Origin of the sequence: Micromonospora sp. NPDC049662, from assembly GCF_040675055.1 — a bacterium.
GTDB lineage: Bacteria > Actinomycetota > Actinomycetes > Mycobacteriales > Micromonosporaceae > Micromonospora.
This window is the reverse complement of sequence record NZ_JBFAOC010000036.1, coordinates 37,690-54,288: the sequence shown is the minus strand read 5'-3', so window position 1 is coordinate 54,288 and position 16,599 is coordinate 37,690. Positions and strand designations below refer to the sequence as shown.

At 69.1% G+C, this 16,599-nt stretch carries 16 protein-coding genes and 1 pseudogene; 10 read left to right on the top strand and 7 right to left on the bottom strand.

Going from position 1 to position 16,599, the window contains the following annotated elements; translation table 11 throughout:
• Positions 1–4: 4 nt before the first annotated feature.
• Both AB0J36_RS23845 and AB0J36_RS23840 read left to right on the top strand, forming a co-directional pair.
• Positions 5–694, top strand: coding sequence for a GntR family transcriptional regulator (locus AB0J36_RS23845; RefSeq protein ID WP_357124771.1), 690 nt, complete (start codon positions 5–7; stop codon positions 692–694).
• Entirely contained in the window at positions 691–1,788 is a 1,098-nt protein-coding gene (locus AB0J36_RS23840) for a tartrate dehydrogenase (protein WP_357124773.1), read from the top strand. The genes AB0J36_RS23845 and AB0J36_RS23840 overlap by 4 nt, the downstream gene beginning before the upstream one ends.
• 157 nt (positions 1,789–1,945) lie before the next feature.
• On the opposite strand, the gene AB0J36_RS23835 is transcribed toward AB0J36_RS23840, so the two are convergent.
• The 4 genes from AB0J36_RS23835 to AB0J36_RS23820 all read right to left on the bottom strand — a co-directional run bounded on the left by AB0J36_RS23835 (position 1,946) and on the right by AB0J36_RS23820 (position 5,292).
• Entirely contained in the window at positions 1,946–2,476 is a 531-nt protein-coding gene (locus AB0J36_RS23835; protein WP_355047774.1) for a VOC family protein, read from the bottom strand.
• Between the two features lie 106 nt (positions 2,477–2,582).
• Positions 2,583–3,431 carry an alpha/beta hydrolase gene (locus AB0J36_RS23830; protein ID WP_357124776.1) on the bottom strand — a complete coding sequence of 283 codons (849 nt, stop codon included), beginning with the start codon at positions 3,429–3,431 and terminating at the stop codon, positions 2,583–2,585.
• Between the two features lie 136 nt (positions 3,432–3,567).
• Entirely contained in the window at positions 3,568–3,822 is a 255-nt protein-coding gene (locus AB0J36_RS23825) for a hypothetical protein (protein ID WP_357124780.1), read from the bottom strand.
• Between the two features lie 501 nt (positions 3,823–4,323).
• Positions 4,324–5,292, bottom strand: a complete 969-nt coding sequence (locus AB0J36_RS23820; RefSeq protein ID WP_357173982.1) for an NADP-dependent oxidoreductase — start codon at positions 5,290–5,292, stop codon at positions 4,324–4,326.
• Between the two features lie 92 nt (positions 5,293–5,384).
• Here AB0J36_RS23820 and AB0J36_RS23815 point away from each other — a divergent pair, with 92 nt between their 5' ends.
• Together AB0J36_RS23815 and AB0J36_RS23810 are read left to right on the top strand one after the other, a co-directional pair.
• Complete coding sequence (locus tag AB0J36_RS23815) at positions 5,385–5,984, top strand: helix-turn-helix domain-containing protein (protein WP_357124786.1); 600 nt, start codon at positions 5,385–5,387, stop codon at positions 5,982–5,984.
• A gap of 211 nt (positions 5,985–6,195) precedes the next feature.
• On the top strand, positions 6,196–6,588 hold the full coding sequence (locus AB0J36_RS23810) for a nuclear transport factor 2 family protein (protein WP_357173979.1): 393 nt from the start codon (positions 6,196–6,198) through the stop codon (positions 6,586–6,588).
• Here AB0J36_RS23810 and AB0J36_RS23805 read toward each other — a convergent pair.
• A pseudogene (locus AB0J36_RS23805) lies at positions 6,585–6,713 on the bottom strand (IS481 family transposase); the annotation flags it as partial. The gene AB0J36_RS23810 and the pseudogene AB0J36_RS23805 sit on opposite strands and share 4 nt — an antisense overlap.
• 523 nt (positions 6,714–7,236) lie before the next feature.
• Entirely contained in the window at positions 7,237–7,692 is a 456-nt protein-coding gene (locus AB0J36_RS23800) for a hypothetical protein (RefSeq protein WP_363661133.1), read from the bottom strand.
• Positions 7,693–7,792: 100 nt separating this feature from the next.
• Between AB0J36_RS23800 and AB0J36_RS23795 the strand changes: the two genes are divergently transcribed.
• Both AB0J36_RS23795 and AB0J36_RS23790 read left to right on the top strand, forming a co-directional pair.
• A complete protein-coding gene (locus tag AB0J36_RS23795; RefSeq protein ID WP_357124795.1) occupies positions 7,793–9,364 on the top strand; it encodes a nucleotidyl transferase AbiEii/AbiGii toxin family protein in 1,572 nt (523 codons plus the stop codon).
• The gene (locus AB0J36_RS23790; protein ID WP_363661132.1) at positions 9,289–9,534 is read left to right on the top strand and encodes a zinc-binding dehydrogenase; all 246 of its coding nucleotides are present in this window, start codon (positions 9,289–9,291) and stop codon (positions 9,532–9,534) included. The genes AB0J36_RS23795 and AB0J36_RS23790 overlap by 76 nt, the downstream gene beginning before the upstream one ends.
• A 268-nt stretch (positions 9,535–9,802) precedes the next feature.
• Here AB0J36_RS23790 and zwf read toward each other — a convergent pair whose 3' ends face one another.
• Positions 9,803–11,296: a glucose-6-phosphate dehydrogenase gene (zwf, locus tag AB0J36_RS23785; RefSeq protein ID WP_363661131.1), complete on the bottom strand. Its 1,494-nt coding sequence runs from the start codon at positions 11,294–11,296 to the stop codon at positions 9,803–9,805.
• Between the two features lie 406 nt (positions 11,297–11,702).
• On the opposite strand from zwf, the gene AB0J36_RS23780 reads away from it, so the two are divergent.
• The 4 genes from AB0J36_RS23780 to AB0J36_RS23765 all read left to right on the top strand — a co-directional run bounded on the left by AB0J36_RS23780 (position 11,703) and on the right by AB0J36_RS23765 (position 16,433).
• On the top strand, positions 11,703–12,440 hold the full coding sequence (locus AB0J36_RS23780) for an ABC transporter ATP-binding protein (protein WP_357125693.1): 738 nt from the start codon (positions 11,703–11,705) through the stop codon (positions 12,438–12,440).
• Complete coding sequence (locus AB0J36_RS23775; RefSeq protein ID WP_357392438.1) at positions 12,437–14,602, top strand: FtsX-like permease family protein; 2,166 nt, start codon at positions 12,437–12,439, stop codon at positions 14,600–14,602. The genes AB0J36_RS23780 and AB0J36_RS23775 overlap by 4 nt, the downstream gene beginning before the upstream one ends.
• A 173-nt stretch (positions 14,603–14,775) precedes the next feature.
• Positions 14,776–15,615, top strand: a complete 840-nt coding sequence (locus tag AB0J36_RS23770) for an ABC transporter ATP-binding protein (protein WP_363661130.1) — start codon at positions 14,776–14,778, stop codon at positions 15,613–15,615.
• Positions 15,612–16,433 carry an ABC transporter permease gene (locus tag AB0J36_RS23765; protein ID WP_357124811.1) on the top strand — a complete coding sequence of 274 codons (822 nt, stop codon included), beginning with the start codon at positions 15,612–15,614 and terminating at the stop codon, positions 16,431–16,433. Before AB0J36_RS23770 ends, AB0J36_RS23765 begins: the two co-directional genes overlap by 4 nt.
• Positions 16,434–16,599: the final 166 nt, after the last annotated feature.

Genomic DNA, 16,599 nt, shown 5'->3' with positions numbered 1-16,599 from the left:
GGTCATGACGACAGCCGGCACGCTCGCCGACCAGGCGTACCGACAAGTTCGCACCGCGATCGCCACCGGCGAACTCGCGCCGGGGGAGAAGGTCACCGAACGCGGCATGGCCGAGCGGCTCGCGGTCAGCCCGACACCGGTGCGTGAGGCCCTGCGCCGGCTGGAGCTCGACGGGCTGATCGAGCGGATCGGGCCGCGTACCGTGCTGGTCGCCGCCATCCGCGACGCCGCCATCGACGACCTCGCGGAGGTGGAGGTCGGCCTGCGTGGCCTCGTCGCCCGCTTCGCCGCCCGACACGCCACCGCCGAGCAGCTCGACGCGCTGGACGGCATTCTCGACCGTGCTGACGACCTGCTGATCCTTCTCAAGGAGCGGTCCGCCCAGGGCGGGCCGGTCGAGCGGCACCTCGCCGAGCTGTTCGACACCATGCAGCAGTTCAACGACACGGTCAGCGCCTGCGCGCACAACCCGGTGCTGGTCCGGATGCTCGAGCAGAGCCGCGTGTTCTCCCGCCCGCAGCGTCGGGAGCTGCTTCTGCAACGGGTGGCGGAGGACGACACGTTCGGCCTGGAGCGATACAGCAGCCACCGGGCCCTGGTCCGGGCGCTGCGTGCGGGCGACTCCGCCGCCGCGGAACGCATCGCGCTCGAGGACTCGCAGGGCGGCCTCGCGGCGCTTCGGGAGGCGCCGTGACCACCCACCGGATCGCCGTCATTCCCGGTGACGGCATCGGCAAGGAGGTCGTCCCGGCCGGCCTCGACGCGCTGCACGCCACCGCACGTCGTTTCGGCCTGACGCTCACCTTCGACAGCTTCGATTTCGCCAGCGCCGACTACTGGCAGCGGCACGGCGCGATGCTGCCGCCCGACTGGGAACAGACGCTGCGGGGCTACGACGCCATCTACTTCGGCGCGGTGGGCTGGCCGGAGGTCGTACCCGACCATGTCTCGCTCTGGGGCAGCCTCCTGCAGTTCCGGCGGGTCTTCGACCAGTACGTGAACCTGCGCCCCTGCCGGCTCATGCCCGGCGTCCGCAGCCCCCTGGCCGGCCGGCACCCGGGCGACATCGACTTCGTCGTCGTCCGGGAGAACACCGAGGGCGAGTACTCCAGCGTGGGCGGGCGGATCTTCGAGGGCACCGACCGGGAAACCGTCCTACAGGAGACGGTCATGACGCGCGTCGGCGTCGACCGTGTCCTGCGCTTCGCCTTCGAGCAGGCCAACCGTCGCCCGAAGCGGCACCTGACGTCCGCCACCAAGAGCAACGGCATCTCCATCTCCATGCCGTACTGGGACGAGCGGGTGGCCGCGATGGGCGAGCGGTTCCCCGACGTTCGCCTCGACAAGTTCCACATCGACGCGCTCGTGGCGCAGTTCGTGCTCCACCCGGAGTGGTTCGACGTGGTCGTGGCCAGCAACCTGTTCGGCGACATCCTCTCCGACCTCGGCCCGGCCTGTACCGGCACCCTCGGCATCGCCCCGAGCGCCAACATCAACCCTGAGCGTGAGCACCCGAGCCTGTTCGAGCCCGTGCACGGCTCCGCACCCGACATCGCCGGCAAAGGCATCGCCAACCCGATCGGCCAGATCTGGTGCGGCTCGATGATGCTGGAGCACCTCGGCCACCCCGAGGCCGCCGCCCACCTGCTCGGCGCGGTCGAGGACGTCCTGGCGTACGGGCCCGGACAGGCACCACTGACCCCCGACCTGCACGGCACCGGCACGACGGCGGAACTGGGCCGGGCGATCGCCGAGAGGGTCAGCGAACGCCCGTCCGCCACCGCATGAGGTGGTGGCGAACGGACCGCTCCGGGTGCCGTTGGGTGTGCGCGGAGTCGGGCATGCCGGTACCTCTGGGTGATGCTGGTACCGACGGGCGGCACCTTTGCGTCGATCCTGATGAGGGGCCCGAACCGCGGGCCGTCACCGGGTGACGAGACATTGCTCAGTCTTCGTCCTGCCACCTGCGCAGATCCGTCTGGTCGTGATAGGGCATGCGGTCGGGCGTGGTGATGAATTCCATCGTCGTGCCCCAGGGCGTGCGGCAGTAGCAGACCTTGTTTCCGGGACCTTGTTCGGTGGTATAGGGAATAGCGCGAGGCTCCGTGAGGGGAGTGCCGCCGGCTCTTCTGAGGCGCTCGACCGAGGCGTCGATGTCGTCGGTGTAGAGGCCGAAGTGCGTGATGCCGAAGTCACTCGGTCGGACCGGCTGGGCTTGTTCGGGGCCGTGCATTTCGAAGAGTTCGAAATCGGGTCCGGTTCCGATCTTGACCATCGCCTGCGCGCGCACGGCCGTTCCGGGGTGAGCGCCAACGGCCCGCTCGAATTCGGGTCCCTGTCGGGGCGGATCCTCCGGTCCGAAGGACTGGTAGATCACCTGGGCGCCGAACGCTTCCACGAAGAACGTTTTCGCGGCTTCGATGTCGGGCACCGTGATGCCGATATGATTGACGCCGCGAATGACAGGTGGGGTCATGACCGTATTCCTTTCTTGTTCAACCGATCGACCGGCACGGGGTGTGAACGCAGTTCGCCCGTAGTGTCGCGATCCGCCCGGCCCGCGATGGCGCAGTCGCAGAGCTTCACTTGGCCGTGAGGAACTCGATCAGGGCGGCCGCGACCTCATCCGGCCGTTCCTCCGCGAGATAGTGGCTGGACCGCGCGATCGGGCCGCCCGTCACGTTGCTGGCGAACTCCTTGAGCATCGGCACCATCTGTGCGCCGAAGCGCTGGTCCCCGCCGAGACCCAGCACCGGAATATCGAGCGGTTGCTTCTTGTAGTCGAGCGCGGCCGCATGGTCGGCGGCGAGGGTTCGATACCACTCCATGCCGCCGCGGGTGCGACCAGGAAGCGCCATCGCCTTCGCGTAGATTTCGATGTCCGCCGGATTGAAGGTGCTGTGATCGTAGAACCGCTCAGCCATGAAGGTCGAAATATACTCATACTCACGGCCGTGGATCAGGCGCTCGGGCAGATCCCGGTTCATGTGGAAGCTGAAGTGCCAGAGCTTCGCGGTCGACGCCTCCCACTCTGTCCAGCCGGGAAGCGGAACGTCCAGGACGGCCAGGTGGCTGACAGCCTCCCGATAGGTGGTGGCCTGCGGCAGAGCGACCATCCCGCCGATGTCATGTCCGCACACGGCATAGCGCTTATGCCCAAGGGCAACCATGACTTCGTGCGCGTCGCGTGCCATCGTCGCCTTGTCGTAGCCGTCGAGCGGGCAGTCGGAAAAACCCGCGCCGCGCAGATCGATGGCCACCACGCTGAAATGCTCGGCCAGCAGCGGCATCGCACGGTGCCATCCCCACCAGGTCTCCGGCCATCCGTGAAGCAGAAGGATCGGCGGGCCTGAGCCTCCGGTGACGGCGTTGACCTTGATGCCATTCGCCGGCACCAGTTGCTGGCTGAACCCCTTCAAGGTTGCGATCATGGCCGCCCTCCAGTCAGAGGTTGACGTTCAGACAGGGTTCGCGGCCAGCGCTCAGGGCTGGTCGAATTCGATGGCGGGCGTGTGTTCCGCCAGGCGTCGATATCGCAGCGGACGGCAGTCGGCCTTCGCTCAGCGATCAGGTGTGCGATCGGGCCGAACGAAGCCGGGCGTCGTCGTCGTCGACCGCCTCGTCAACCCCGCCGAAGGTCTCGACCGCCGTTGCGTCCGCTGCCTTGGCTGCCGCCGCATCGGTCACGTCCAGCGGCAAGGTGATCGTGCGGCCACCGAGAACCGCGGCCTTTTCCTCGACCGTCTTCACCTCGCGGGCCGGCGCGATGGACCGATCGCGCTGTGCCTCAGCGAGCGCGGGCCGCCGGACGAAGCCGCTCAAGCAGCCTGTTGTGAGCCACTTTTCAATAGCTCCTCTCCGAGTTGTTTCCAGACGGCGTAGAGCTGTCGCCGCCACGAACCGCCATATCGGCCATGATCGACCAGTCCTGCGCGCCTGAGGTCAAGCTACCGCGACCAGGTAGGTTCCGGGCACGTAACTGGTGAGATCCCATGAGAGCGTGGTTGGGAAGGGTCCTTGTGGGCCGCGTAGCCGCATAACAACGGCGATCCGGGCCGGCAGGTGGCGCGGCGGCTGCGCGTCTTGGCTACCCCTCCGATCTGCCCGATGCCCAGTGGGCGCTGATGAGGCGTTCAGCCCCGCTCGCCGATGGACATGAAGTCATCCGCCAGCAGGGCGTTCAAGCGGTCGGTGTCGGCGTGCAGTTCGGCGTGGTCGAATGCTTGCTGGAGTTCGCGGATGTCAGCTGTCACGTGAGGGTCCTGTCGCGCGCGCGTGGGGTGGTAAAAAGCCTTTGTCGAGAAGCGCTGATGGCAGTGTGTTTCACATCGTGACGACGAGCTTGCCGGTCGTGTGCCGGCGGACGAAGTCGACGCATGCTTGAGCGCCCTGGTCGAGGGTGTAGCGGCGGCCGATCGTGGCCGGTAGTTCTCCACGGACCGCAAGTTCACCGACTTCCCGCATCCCGCCGAAGGCGCCGTCCATGTCCAGCACGAAATGCAGACCGACGTCGTCACGGCCAATCCAGTCCTGCTGCGGTACTGGGTAAGTGATCGTGAGAAGGCGTCCACCCGGGCGGATGACGCCTGCGACTCCGGCAAGGTCGTCACTCGGCAGGGTCAGGTTGATCGCGACGTCGACGTCGGAGGGGTATTCGGATTCCGCGTACCCGATGGTTTGGTCGGCGCCGAGAGCGCGGAGGATACCGGCGTCAGCGGCGGTCGCTGTGGCGATCACCCGAGCCTTCGCGGCGGCGAGCAGCGGGACCACCGCGGTTCCGACGCCGCCGGTCGCGCCGACGACCAGGACGGTTTCTCCTGGCCGCACCTTGGCGGTTGCCATCAGCGCCCGTGCGGTCAGGCCGACGATGGGCAGGGCGGCCGCCTGTTCGATGTCGAGGCCGGCCGGGCGGTGCGCCAGGAACGGGGTGTCGGCCTCGAAGACCGCATACTCGGCCAGTGAGCCGGTGCTCAGCGACGGCCGGGTCGTACCGGCCATCGCCCGCAGCGCCCGCGGCACAGCCTGACCGAAGACCTCGTCGCCGACCTGGTAGGCCATCACGCCCACGCCGACCTCGCTGACCGTGCCGGCGAAGTCGTTGCCCGGCACGTGTGGGAACTCCAGTGGCACGACGTCACGGAAATCGCCGCTGGGCAGCCGGACATCGGCCGGGTTGATCGAGGCGGCGGCGATCCGGACCTGGATCTGCCCCGGCCCAGGCTGGGGCACCGGCACGTCCCCCACGGTGTATTGCTCGGGCGGCCCGTAGCCGGTCACGACAACTGCCTTCATGCGCTTCCTCCATAAACGGACCGGGCGGTCATGTTATCGGTCGCCAAGCTAGCAATAAACGGACCGCGCGGTCAACTTGCTAGGGTGGCAGCGTGACCTCGACCCGCCCGTTGCGTGCCGACGCCGCCCGAAACCGGCGGCTGCTACTGGCAGCCGCCGCCGATGAGTTCGCGGAGCGTGGCCTGGACGTCTCGGTCGCCGACATCGCCCGCCGGGCCGGCCTCGGCAAGGGCACCCTGTTCCGTCACTTCGCCACGAAGGATGACCTGCTCGCCGCGATCGTCCTCGACCGGATCGACGCGCTCAACGCCGTCGGCGAACAGTTGCTCGACGCAGCGGACCCGGGTGCCGCGCTGCTGGAGTTCCTCACCGTCGCCGCAGACCAACAACGGCAGCGCGACCTGTCGTTCCTGCAGGAAGCCGGCGAACTGAACACGGACGTCACCAGGGCCCGCGAGCAGATGTTCCGCACAGTGCACGAGCTTGTCGATCGGGCTCGTGAACACGGCGCCGTGCGGGCCGACGTCACCGGCGCCGACGTCATCCTGCTGATGTGCGCACCCAACTACGTCACCAGCTACGTGCCGGACGCCCCGCCCGACCTGTGGCAGCGATACCTTGCCATCATCTTCGACGGCCTACGTCCGGAAGGTGCCCACCCGCTGCCCCACCCGCCGCCAGCCGCCCCTTGATGCCGCAACACAGGGTCTGACCGCCGATGCTGCTGGCGCGTCTGGGTTCGCTCGGCTGAACGCGCTTACGGGGGAACGGAGACCGCCGGCCGCACCTGGTTGAGCATGGTGGCAAGCAACGTCATGGACATGTCTATGACGCAACATCACCGCACAATCCACCAGCGGATCGGCCGACCCAAGATAAACGGCGAGCCCGTACGCTGGGACGGTGATCGACTTTCGTGCGGCGGTCGAAGCGGGCGATCTCGACGCCATTGAGGCGTCGCTGGCCGACAACGTGGTGTTCCGCAGCCCGGTCGCGTTCAAGCCCTACCAGGGCAAGCCGATCACTGCCGCGATTCTGCGGGGTGTGTTGCGGGTGTTCGAGGACTTCCGGTACGTCCGGGAGTTGAGCGGCGAGGGCGGTCGGGATCACGCGCTGGTGTTCGAGGCGCGGATGGGTGATGTCGCCGTAGAAGGCTGTGACTTCCTGCATCTGGATGAGAGCGGCCTGGTCGACCAGTTTACGGTCATGGTTCGTCCGCTGTCCGCCGTGCAGGCCTTGGCCGCCGCGATGGGCGCCGAATTCGACCAGATCCAGCGCGAGGCGACCACCGGCTAGGTGTATTGCCCAGGGACGTTGGTCAACCTGGTGATGGGCGGGTTTGCCGGCGGTAGCGGTGTGGGGCCGCGGTGATTGTGGTGGTGGAGCCGGGCGGGTAGAGCTGCTCTCGTGAGGCGTTCAGTGCAGCCTGGACAGTGGGCTTCCACTGGGCAGCGAAGGTGTCCGCGAATCGCTCGTGGTCCGACCGTCGCTGGACGTTGCCCACCTTTCGCACACGGTGTTGAAGCAGATGATGGCCAAGCTCGTGCAGCAGTACGTCAAATCGCATGAAGTCCCGCAGCCGAACCGCTTCGCGTGCCGGTTGTTCGTAGAGAAGGATCTCGCCCGGTGCTCTGGTCTTGCCGTAGAGGACTGATCGGCGGTCGAAGTCCTCGGTCTGCCGCAACTCGATGACGCGTAGTCCGTACCAGGCGGCGGGCCCGACGACCTCCAGCACCTCACGAACGTCACATCCGCTGGCCGGATGCGCGAATCCCGGTCGCGCTGCGTGTACGTGGATCCGGATCCGGTCCAACCCCGGAGCGCGACGGAGCGCCTGACGCGCCCGGGGATCTGTACGCAGGCTTCGGCTCACATCGCCCATGCTCGGCGACCCCACGGTGTGCGACAACGGGTTTTCGCCGCGGAACCTACGCCCGCGCGGGCTCAGTACGGCTGGCCGCACACCTTCCAGGCGTCGTCCTCCTTCACCAACGCGAACAGGTGCCGGTCGGTGAAGCCGCTGTCCAGGGTCAGGGCCATGTTCACCGTCGCGGACGTGCGGCCGTTGACGCTCGACACAATGACGCCGGTGACCTTATGGCCGCGGATTTTCGGCTGCTTGGCGACGCCCTGGACGAAGGCCTCTCTCGTGTACCTGACGCGCGTGTCGCCGCACAACAGTCCGTACGCCGCGTCCGCATCCTCCGCCTCCAGGTCGCTGACGAACGACTCGGCGGCCTGCCGCGCCGGATCCGTTGCCCCCTTGACTCCCTTGTACAGGAAGAAGCCGCCGATGCCGGCGCCACCGCAGCACAGCACGACGAGCACGCCGACGACGATCAACACGGTTCGCAACGTCCGCCGCTTCGGCGGTTGGGGCATCTGGTACGGGTGGGTCATGGGTATGGACGGTAGGGGATGCGAGAAATCCTCGGTGCCCCGTCCATGCCGTGCGGGAAACACGTTTCCCGGCCTGCTGGCCGTGCCATAGACTCCGCCGGTGCTTGCGGTGTCGGGGGACTTCGAGATCCACATCACGGCGCTCGCTCATCACGCCGAGAAGCTGTCGGCGTTCGCCGCCAAACGCGGCCTGAAGTTCGTCCATATCGTGCTCGATCGCGGCGCCAACGTCTCTCAACCGATGCTCACCCTGACCGGCCGAGGCGCCCTGACCGATCAGGTTGCCGCGGTGCGGCACTGGCGACGCGAACTGCGCGAGGCAGGGATCCACCCGTGCCGTTCGAAGATCGAGGCGGCGCCGTGGTGCGTCGGCGTACCGCAGTCGGATGAGCAGGCGGCAGTCGAACCCGCTGACCGGTACTTCGAGCACCACGTCAAACTGCTGCTCCCCAGTACGACGGTGGCGGATCTGATGGCTCTCACTGATCTGGTCGCTCCGCACGGGGCACGGTTGTCACGTAACGCTCGCCGGGAGCTGGTGGACGGCGCGCAGGAACGGTTCGTCAACCAGCGATGTCACGGTGTCGGGCTCGCCACGGCCGGGCGGCGGCTGGACGAGCTTGTCGCGACCCTCCGGGCCGCCGGCCACGAGCCTAGGGCCGTGGAGCAGGAGTACGTCGTCTCCGACAGCGACCTGCACCACGACCACGGTTGGCTGGAGTCGGCCACGCCGAGGGCGAGCGGTTGGGCGCGGGAGCGTGAGAACCGGATGAGGTCGGCGCCGGCTGGCTCGCCGGACTACCCGCCGACCTACCGGCCGCTACCCGTCAGCCCGGCCGTGCGTCAGAAGGCGGCGTTCGACCCCGCTCTCCGGCAGTACCCGAACGCCTACCACGCCGGAGAGCCCGACTTCGTCGTGGAGGCCACCGGCCAGCTGTGGACCACCGCCCGGCGTGCCGCCATGAATCACGTCCTGGCGGCTATCGCCACAACAACCTGGGTTCGGCACCTGGTCCTGCGTGGCAGCGTCACCATGGCGACCTGGGTCGGCGACGCCGCCCGCGAGCCGGGCGACCTCGACTTCGTCGTCACTCCGCACACCATCGCCAGCGACAGCACCGACGCTCGCGCGCTGCTCGATGACATCAAGACCGCCGTGCGAACCGTGCCCGGCGCCGGCCTGCAACCAGACCGGATAACCGAGGCCGCCATCTGGACGTACGAACGAGCTGACGGACGCCGCCTCGTGATCCCGTTCAGCACCCCGGGGGCGCCGGACGGCCACGTACAGGTCGACGTCGTCTTCGGTGAAGAGCTTCCCCTCCCACCAGAGGTGCTGACACTGCCTGACATCGATCAGCCGGTACTGGCCGCGCCCGCCTCGCTGGCGCTGGCGTGGAAGCTGCTGTGGCTGGCCACCGACAGGTACCCGCAAGGCAAGGACCTCTACGACGCGGTCCTACTCGCCGAACACACCACCGTCGACCGAGCCCTCGTCCGCCAGCTCATGCGACCCGAACTCGGCGCCGAAGCGGACAACTTCACTGCCGAAACCGCCTTGTCCTGGCAGGTCGACTGGATCAACTTCACCGACGAGTGTCCCGGTATCACGGGCACCGCCGATCAGTGGACCAGGCGGCTGGCGCTGGCCCTCGATCACGCCTGGAGCTGAATCGCCAGGCGGATATTTGTGCTGGGTGTCCCGGCGCTGGACGGGGTCAGTACTCGTCCGGCCGGGTCCGTCCGATCGTGCACACGCGGTTGCCCCTCGACGAGGGGGTTAAGGCGCACGAGCTGATGGAGGCCCGCACGCAGCTCGGCAAGGTCGTACTCGTCCCCTGAGGAGCCCGCTACCCCTGATCGACGGCGCCGGTCGTCGCCCTGCGGGCGCGACCGGCGCTTCGCGTCGTGCCGAGGACGAACGGGTCTCCGACCGAGTACGGGGTGACGTTACGGCCGCCCGGCCGGCGGGCCGACCACCCGGAGGCAGTCGGCCCACCCGTCCCGACCACCCCGTGGGCTGGCCACGCCGCTGCCGCTCGCCCTCGGCCGACCGCAGGTGGCCGAGTGCGCCGCGACCGACGGACCCGTCCATCGTCTCGTGGCAGGGTCACGCGGAGTTGCGCCACTTGCGGCCATTTCGGCCGATGAGCCGGTCGGCGTCGGTCGGGCCCCAGGAGGCGGCCTCGTAGGTGGGTATCGGCGACTCGTCCTTTGCCCAGTTGTCGATGATCGGGTCGACGATCCTCCAGCACTGCTGCACCTCGTCGCTGCGGATGAAGAGCGACGCGTCACCGATCAGCGCGTCCAGGAGTAGCCGCTCGTACGCCTCCGGGGACTCCTCGACGAACGTCTGGTCGTACGAGAACTCCATGGTGGCGGTGCGGACCCGGAAGGAGTGGCCCGGCACTTTGGCGCCGAAACGCAACGAGATGCCCTCGTTCGGCTGGATCCGCAGGATCAGCGCGTCAGCGTCGAGGCCGGTGAGCTGATCGGTCGGGATCGGCAGGTGCGGCGGCCGTTGGAACTGAAGTGCCACCTCGGTGAGCCGGGCCGGCAGGCGCTTGCCGGTGCGTACGTAGAACGGCACCCCGGCCCAGCGCCAGTTGTCCACGTTGAGCCGCATGGCGGCGTAGGTCTCGGTCCGCGACAGGGGATCAACGCCGGCCTCCTCGCGGTAGCCGGCCATCAGCTCCTCTCGGGTGCCGCCCCGGGTGTACTGACCCCGGACCGCGGCGTCGGCGATGTCCCGGTCGGTGGGGAGGCGGATCGCCTGCAGCAGCTTCACCTTCTCGTTGCGCAGGCCCTCAGCCTCGAATGAGGCCGGCGGCTCCATCAGTGCCAGCGCGAGGACCTGGAGCACGTGGTTCTGCACGATGTCCCGCATCGCGCCGGCGTCCTCGTAGAAGCCGCCGCGGCTGCCGACGCCGAGGGTCTCGGCGACGGTGATCTGCACGTGGTCGACCCAGGAGCGATCCCAGATGGGCTGGAAGATCGAGTTCGCGAAGCGCAGCGCCAGGACGTTCTGGACGGTGTCCTTGCCCAGGTAGTGATCGATACGAAAGACCTGGTGCTCGTCGAATGCGCTGTGCACGACGCCATCGAGTTCGCGTGCCGTGACCAGGTCCCGCCCGTACGGCTTCTCGATGACCAGGCGGGAGAATGAGCCTTCGCTTGGCTGGTTCAGCCCGACTCGGGCCAGTCCGTTGATCACCGGCTCGAAGGCCCCGGCCGGGGTGGACAGGTAGAAGAGCCGGTTGCCGGACGTGCCCCGCTGTGCGTCGAGTTCGTCGAGGGTCTCCACGAGTCGCTTGTAGGTTTCCGGGTCGTCGTAGCCGCCGGCCACGTACCGCACGCCGCCCTGGAGTTGGCGTTTGCTGGCGACGGCGTGTTCGCCGAGTGCGCTCTCGGCGAACTGCTCGTCGGTCATCGACGTGCGCGCGACACCGACGAGCGCGAACTGGTCCGGGAGCCGCTCGTGCCGGGCCAGGCTCTCTACCGCGGGCAGCAGCTTGCGCCGGGTCAGGTCACCGGAGGCACCGAAGATTACCAGCGTGGCCGGCGGGGCACTCCGCTCCTGGATGAGCGGGGATGCGTGGTCCATGATCTGCGTTCCTCCGGGCACAAGGGGTGTGGGTTGGGGGTGCAGTGCTGTCATGCCGGGGATTGTGTGGCGGTAGTGTCCGGCGGCCCCCCGGCGTGGCCCGTTGGTTGCGGAGCTTGAGCGTCGCATGCCGGCCGGGGGGTCGGCGACCCGGTGACGATCGGGTGCCCCGCCGCTGAGCCGGATCGGCACGCAGAGCTGGGCGGTAAGGCTGCTCAGGCCCAGTCCGGGACCTCTCGGCCGTCGCCCTGCCCCTGGTGGCTGGACCGCTCGGGCCGGACGCCACGGGAGGTACAGCCTGCTGTACCGGAAGACGCCCGCTGGCTTCAGCGATCTCGGCCGCCGGGCGACCTAGCGTTCGGGTGTCAGCGAAAAGCGCACACCGAGAGGCCTAGTGATGATCGACATGGTCGCGGTCCGGGTCGAAGGAGTCAGCCGGACCTACGCCACCGACGGGGAGCCGGTCGTTGCGCTCGCCGGCGTTGAGGCGAGCTTCGCCCGCGGTACGTTCACGGCGGTCATGGGTCCGTCCGGCTCCGGCAAGAGCACGCTGCTGCAGACCGCCGCCGGCCTCGACCGGCCGACGTCGGGCCACGTCTGGATCGGCGACACCGAGCTGTCCACGCTCTCCGAGACCAAGCTGACCGAACTGCGGCGGGATCGCATCGGCTTCGTCTTCCAGGCCTTCAACCTGGTCGGCGCGCTCACCGTCGACGAGAACATCGAGTTGCCCTCGAAGCTCTCGGGCAGGCGGCCCGATCCGCGATGGTTGGCGGAGGTCATCGAACGCGTCGGGCTGGCGGATCGTCGGTCGCGTCGGCCGTCCCAGCTCTCCGGTGGCCAGCAGCAGCGGGTCGCGATCGCCCGGGCACTGTCGGTCCGGCCCGACGTGATCTTCGCCGACGAGCCGACCGGGGCCCTCGACACCGAGTCGGCCGCCGACGTTCTGGCCCTGCTGCGCTCGGCGGTCGACGACTTCCACCAGACCGTGGTGATGGTGACCCACGACCCGGTCGCCGCCGCCTACGCCGACCGCGTGCTCGTGCTGGCCGACGGTCGCATCGTCCGCGACCTGCCGCCCCTGGGCGCTGAGAAGATCGCCGAGGTGCTGGCCACGACGCGCATGACGGGAGCCATTCGATGACCGGTCTCGCGTTGCGTCTGCTCCGGCAGCGCCCCGCCTCCGCCATCGCCACCCTGGTGGCCCTGGCCGGTGGGGTGATGATCCTGATGACCCTGGCGGTCTTCGTGCAGTCCGCGCTGCTGTTCCGGCCCCCACCGGAGCAGTTCGCGGCGGCCGACGTGGTGGTCGCCCATCGGGAGCTGACCGTGACCACCAGGGAGTTCGGCGACACGACCACCACCCGGGTGCCGCTGCCCGAGGGCACCGTCCCGGTCGGGCTGGCCGATGAGATCCGCGCGCTCCCCGGCGTCACCGACGTCCGCTTGGTGGGGGCCGAGGGTGGCGTCGCGTCGGCTGTCGAAGTCCAGGCCCGCGCGGACGCGTACGGGGCGATCGACCGGCTCGCCCGGCAGGCCGGTGTCGAGTCGTACACCGGGATGGACCGCGGCTGGGCCGAGCAGTCCGACTCGATCGCGGCCCGCTCGTTCCTGCTCACGGCCGGCTCGGCGTTCGGCGGCTACGTGGTCCTGCTGATCGTCGGGGTGGCGGCGGGCACGATCGGCCTGTCGGTCCGGCATCGTCGCCGCGACCTGGCACTGCTGCGGGCAGTAGCCGCCACCCCGCGCCAGGCGCGCCTGCTGGTCGTGGCCGAGGGGGTCCTCGTGGCTCTGGCGTCCGCCGTGCTCGGTGTGCCCGCCGGTCTCTGGTCCACCCACTGGGTGCACCACCAGCTGGTCACCCGGGGCTTCCTGCCCGCTGACTTTCCGATCGTCAACGCCGGGGTCGCCGCTGCGGCCGCCGTCGCGGTGACCGTCCTGGTGGCAGCCTCCGGGGCGTGGATCGCGGCGCGGCGCATCGCCCGCATCCGCCCGGCCGAGGCGCTCGGTGAGGCCGCGATCGAACCAACTCGCGGCGGCCGGATCCGGCTCGTCTCCGGCCTGGTCACGTTGGGCGGCGGCGTGGTCTCGCTGTTCTTCGCCGCCGGGCTGTCCGGCACGGCCGCGCTGGCCACCGCGGTCGGCATGCTCTACCTGCTCGTGATCGCCGTCGCGCTGCTCGCGCCCTGGATCAACGGATTGGCCGCCCGGCTGATGTCGCCGGTGTTGCGGACGGTGTGGCGCGCGCCGGGGGAACTGGCGGCGGCCAACCTGCGGGTCAACGCGCGCGGAATGTCGGTCGTGCTGAGCGCGCTCGTGCTGGCGATCGGCTTCGGCGGTTCGGTCTGGTTCCTTCAGGACAATCTCCAGCGGCAGACCGTCACGCAGAGCCGCGACGGCATGCTGGCCGACCGGGTGCTGACCGCGCCGCACGGCATCTCGTCGACGGAGGTGGCGAACGTACGCCAGATCCCCGGGGTCGAGGCGGCGACCGCCGTCCGGAACACGTCGGTGGTGGTCCGGGTCCTCGACGGTGCTGAGCCGGTCGTCGCCCGGGCGGTCGACCCGAGCGGGCTTACGTCGACGATCGACGTGAAGGTGCGGGAGGGCAGCCTGGCCGAGCTGCCCGACGGAACCATCGCCGCCTCGGCCCTGCAGGCCTCGTCCTCGGGCTGGAAGGTCGGCCAGACGACCGAGATCTGGCTGGCGGACGGCACACCGGTCCATCCGCGCCTGGTGGCGACCTACGACCGTGGGCTCGGCTTCGGCGACGTGCTGCTGCCACAGGAACGCGGTGTCTACGACGAGATGCTCGTGCGTACCACCGGCGACGTCGACCAACGGCTGGCCGCCTTCGGTACGGTGACCGACGCCGGCACCGTGACCGGGCGGTTGAACCGCGACCTGGCCATCTCAGCCTGGCTCAACAAGCTGCTCATCACCGTGCTGGTCGGCTATTCGGCCCTGGCCGCCGGCAACACCATGGTCATGGCCGCGCTGGCCCGCAGCCGGGAACTCGCGGTGCTCCGCCTGGCCGGGGTGACCCGGCGGCAGGTCCGGCGGATGGTCGAAGCCGAACAGGTGGGCCTGCTCGCGACGGCGCTGACGCTCGGTGTGGCGATCGCCGGGATGACGCTGATCGCGGTCGTCCACGCGCTCACCGGCACGCTGATCCCGTACGTCCCACCGCTGGGCTGGGCCGCGGTGCTGGGCGGCGCGACCGCGCTGGCCCTGGTAACCACGATCCTGCCGGTTCGGCGGTTGCTGCGGACCCCACCGGTCCGCGCCGCGGGTTCCAGGGAGTGACGCGCAAACTGACCGGGTGAATTAGCAGCTCGACGCCGGCTGGTCGTCCCCCGTCAGGTGCTGTCGAAGCCGAGTTGCTCGCCCAGCTCGATGAGGTCCACCGTTCGATGGACAGTCGCTGACGGTCGAGCGGTCGTTCCGCGGGAAGGGCCGTGACCGGCACTGTCGACGGTATGACAGCCATTGAGGTCATCGGCCTCCGCAAGGCCTATCAGGGACACGAGGTGGTGTGCGGCATCGATCTCACGGTCGCCCGGGGCGAGGCCTTCGCGCTGCTCGGCCCCAACGGAGCGGGCAAGACCACCACCGTCGAGATACTTGAGGGACACCGCCGCCGCGACGCCGGCGATGTCCGTGTTCTCGGCGAGGACCCGGGCACCGCGGGACGGGCGTGGCGGGCGGGGATCGGGATCGTCCTGCAGAACGCCGACGACGCGGCCGACCTCACCGTCCGCGAACTGGTACGGCACATCGCCGGGCTGTATTCCGACCCGCGGCCGGCCGACGAGGTGATCGAGCTGGTCGGTCTGACCCAGAAGCGCGACAGCAGGATCCGTACGCTCTCCGGCGGGCAGCGTCGCCGCGTCGATGTGGCGCTCGGCATCGTGGGACGCCCGGATCTGCTCTTCCTCGACGAGCCGACGACCGGCTTCGACCCGCAGGCGCGCCGGCAGGTCTGGGAGTTGATGCGCTCGCTCGTCACAGAGGGCACCACGATCCTGCTCACCACCCACAATCTTGAGGAGGCCGAGGCCCTGGCCGACCGGCTCGCGGTGCTCGCGGGCGGTCGCATCGTCGCCGAGGGCACTCCCGCCACGCTCGGCGGTCGCGGCACGGTCGGCACCGCCACGGTGAGCTGGCGGGAGAACGACGGGCGGCGCGTGGAGAAGGTGACCGATCCGACCGATCTGGTCCGCCGGCTGGTCGCCGAGGACGCCGACCTGCGCAGCCTCACGGTCACCCGTCCGACCCTCGAAGACGTCTACCTGACCCTGATCGGAGCGGGGGAATGACCGCCGTCCTGCTGTCGGCCGCCCTTCCATCCACCCTGGCAAGCGGCCTGAACCGAGGGCGCGTCGAGCTGCTCATGTTTCTGCGTGACCGCACCGCCGTGGTGTTCACCTTCGGGTTTCCGGCCATGATTCTGTTGCTGTTCGGGACCATCTTCGACGGCGGCGACGACCGGAGCGGCGTCAGCGCGAGTCAGGTCTATTCCGCCAGCATGATCGCGTACGGCGCGTTGTCGACCGCGTTCGTGACGATGGGCTCGGGGCTGGCGATGGACCGCGAGGACGGCACGCTCAAGCGCCTGCGCGGCACGCCGCTTCCGGCGGCCGCGTATCTGATCGGCAAGCTGGTGCTGGTGCTCGTGCTCAGCATCGCCGAGGTGGTCGTGTTGGTCGGCGTAGGTGCGCTCGTCTTCGGCATACCGCTGCCCGACACGTCGCACTGGCTCACGTTCGGCTGGCTCTTCCTGCTGTCGACCGCGTCGTGCGGGCTGCTCGGCGTGGCGGTCAGCGCGATGGTCACGCACGCGCGCACGGCGGGGACGATCCTCAACGTGCCGGTGGTCGCGCTGCAATTCATCTCCGGCGTCTTCATCCACCCCATCACGCAGTTGCCGCACTGGCTGATCGTGGTGGCCTCGTTCTTTCCCGTGAAATGGATGAGTCAAGGCTTCCGCTACGTCTTTCTGCCCGACAGCATGAGGGCACTGGAGGCCAACGGCCGGTGGGAGCTCGGCCGCACGGCGTTGGTGCTCGGCGCCTGGACTGTGATCGGATTGGTGCTATGCCTGGTGACCTTCCGGTGGAACCAGAAAGATCGCTGAGGCAGGGTGAGGCGCACGCCGGTTACCTGTTCTGGTGGGACGCCTACTTCGGACTGGTCGCGGCGGCGGTGGCCGCGGCGACCCCCCCGGCCTCCGCCTCGCAACAGGGGCGCCCGCCGCCCCCGGGGCGGGGCCACCCCCCCCCCTCGCTGCGGAGCCCGAAGCA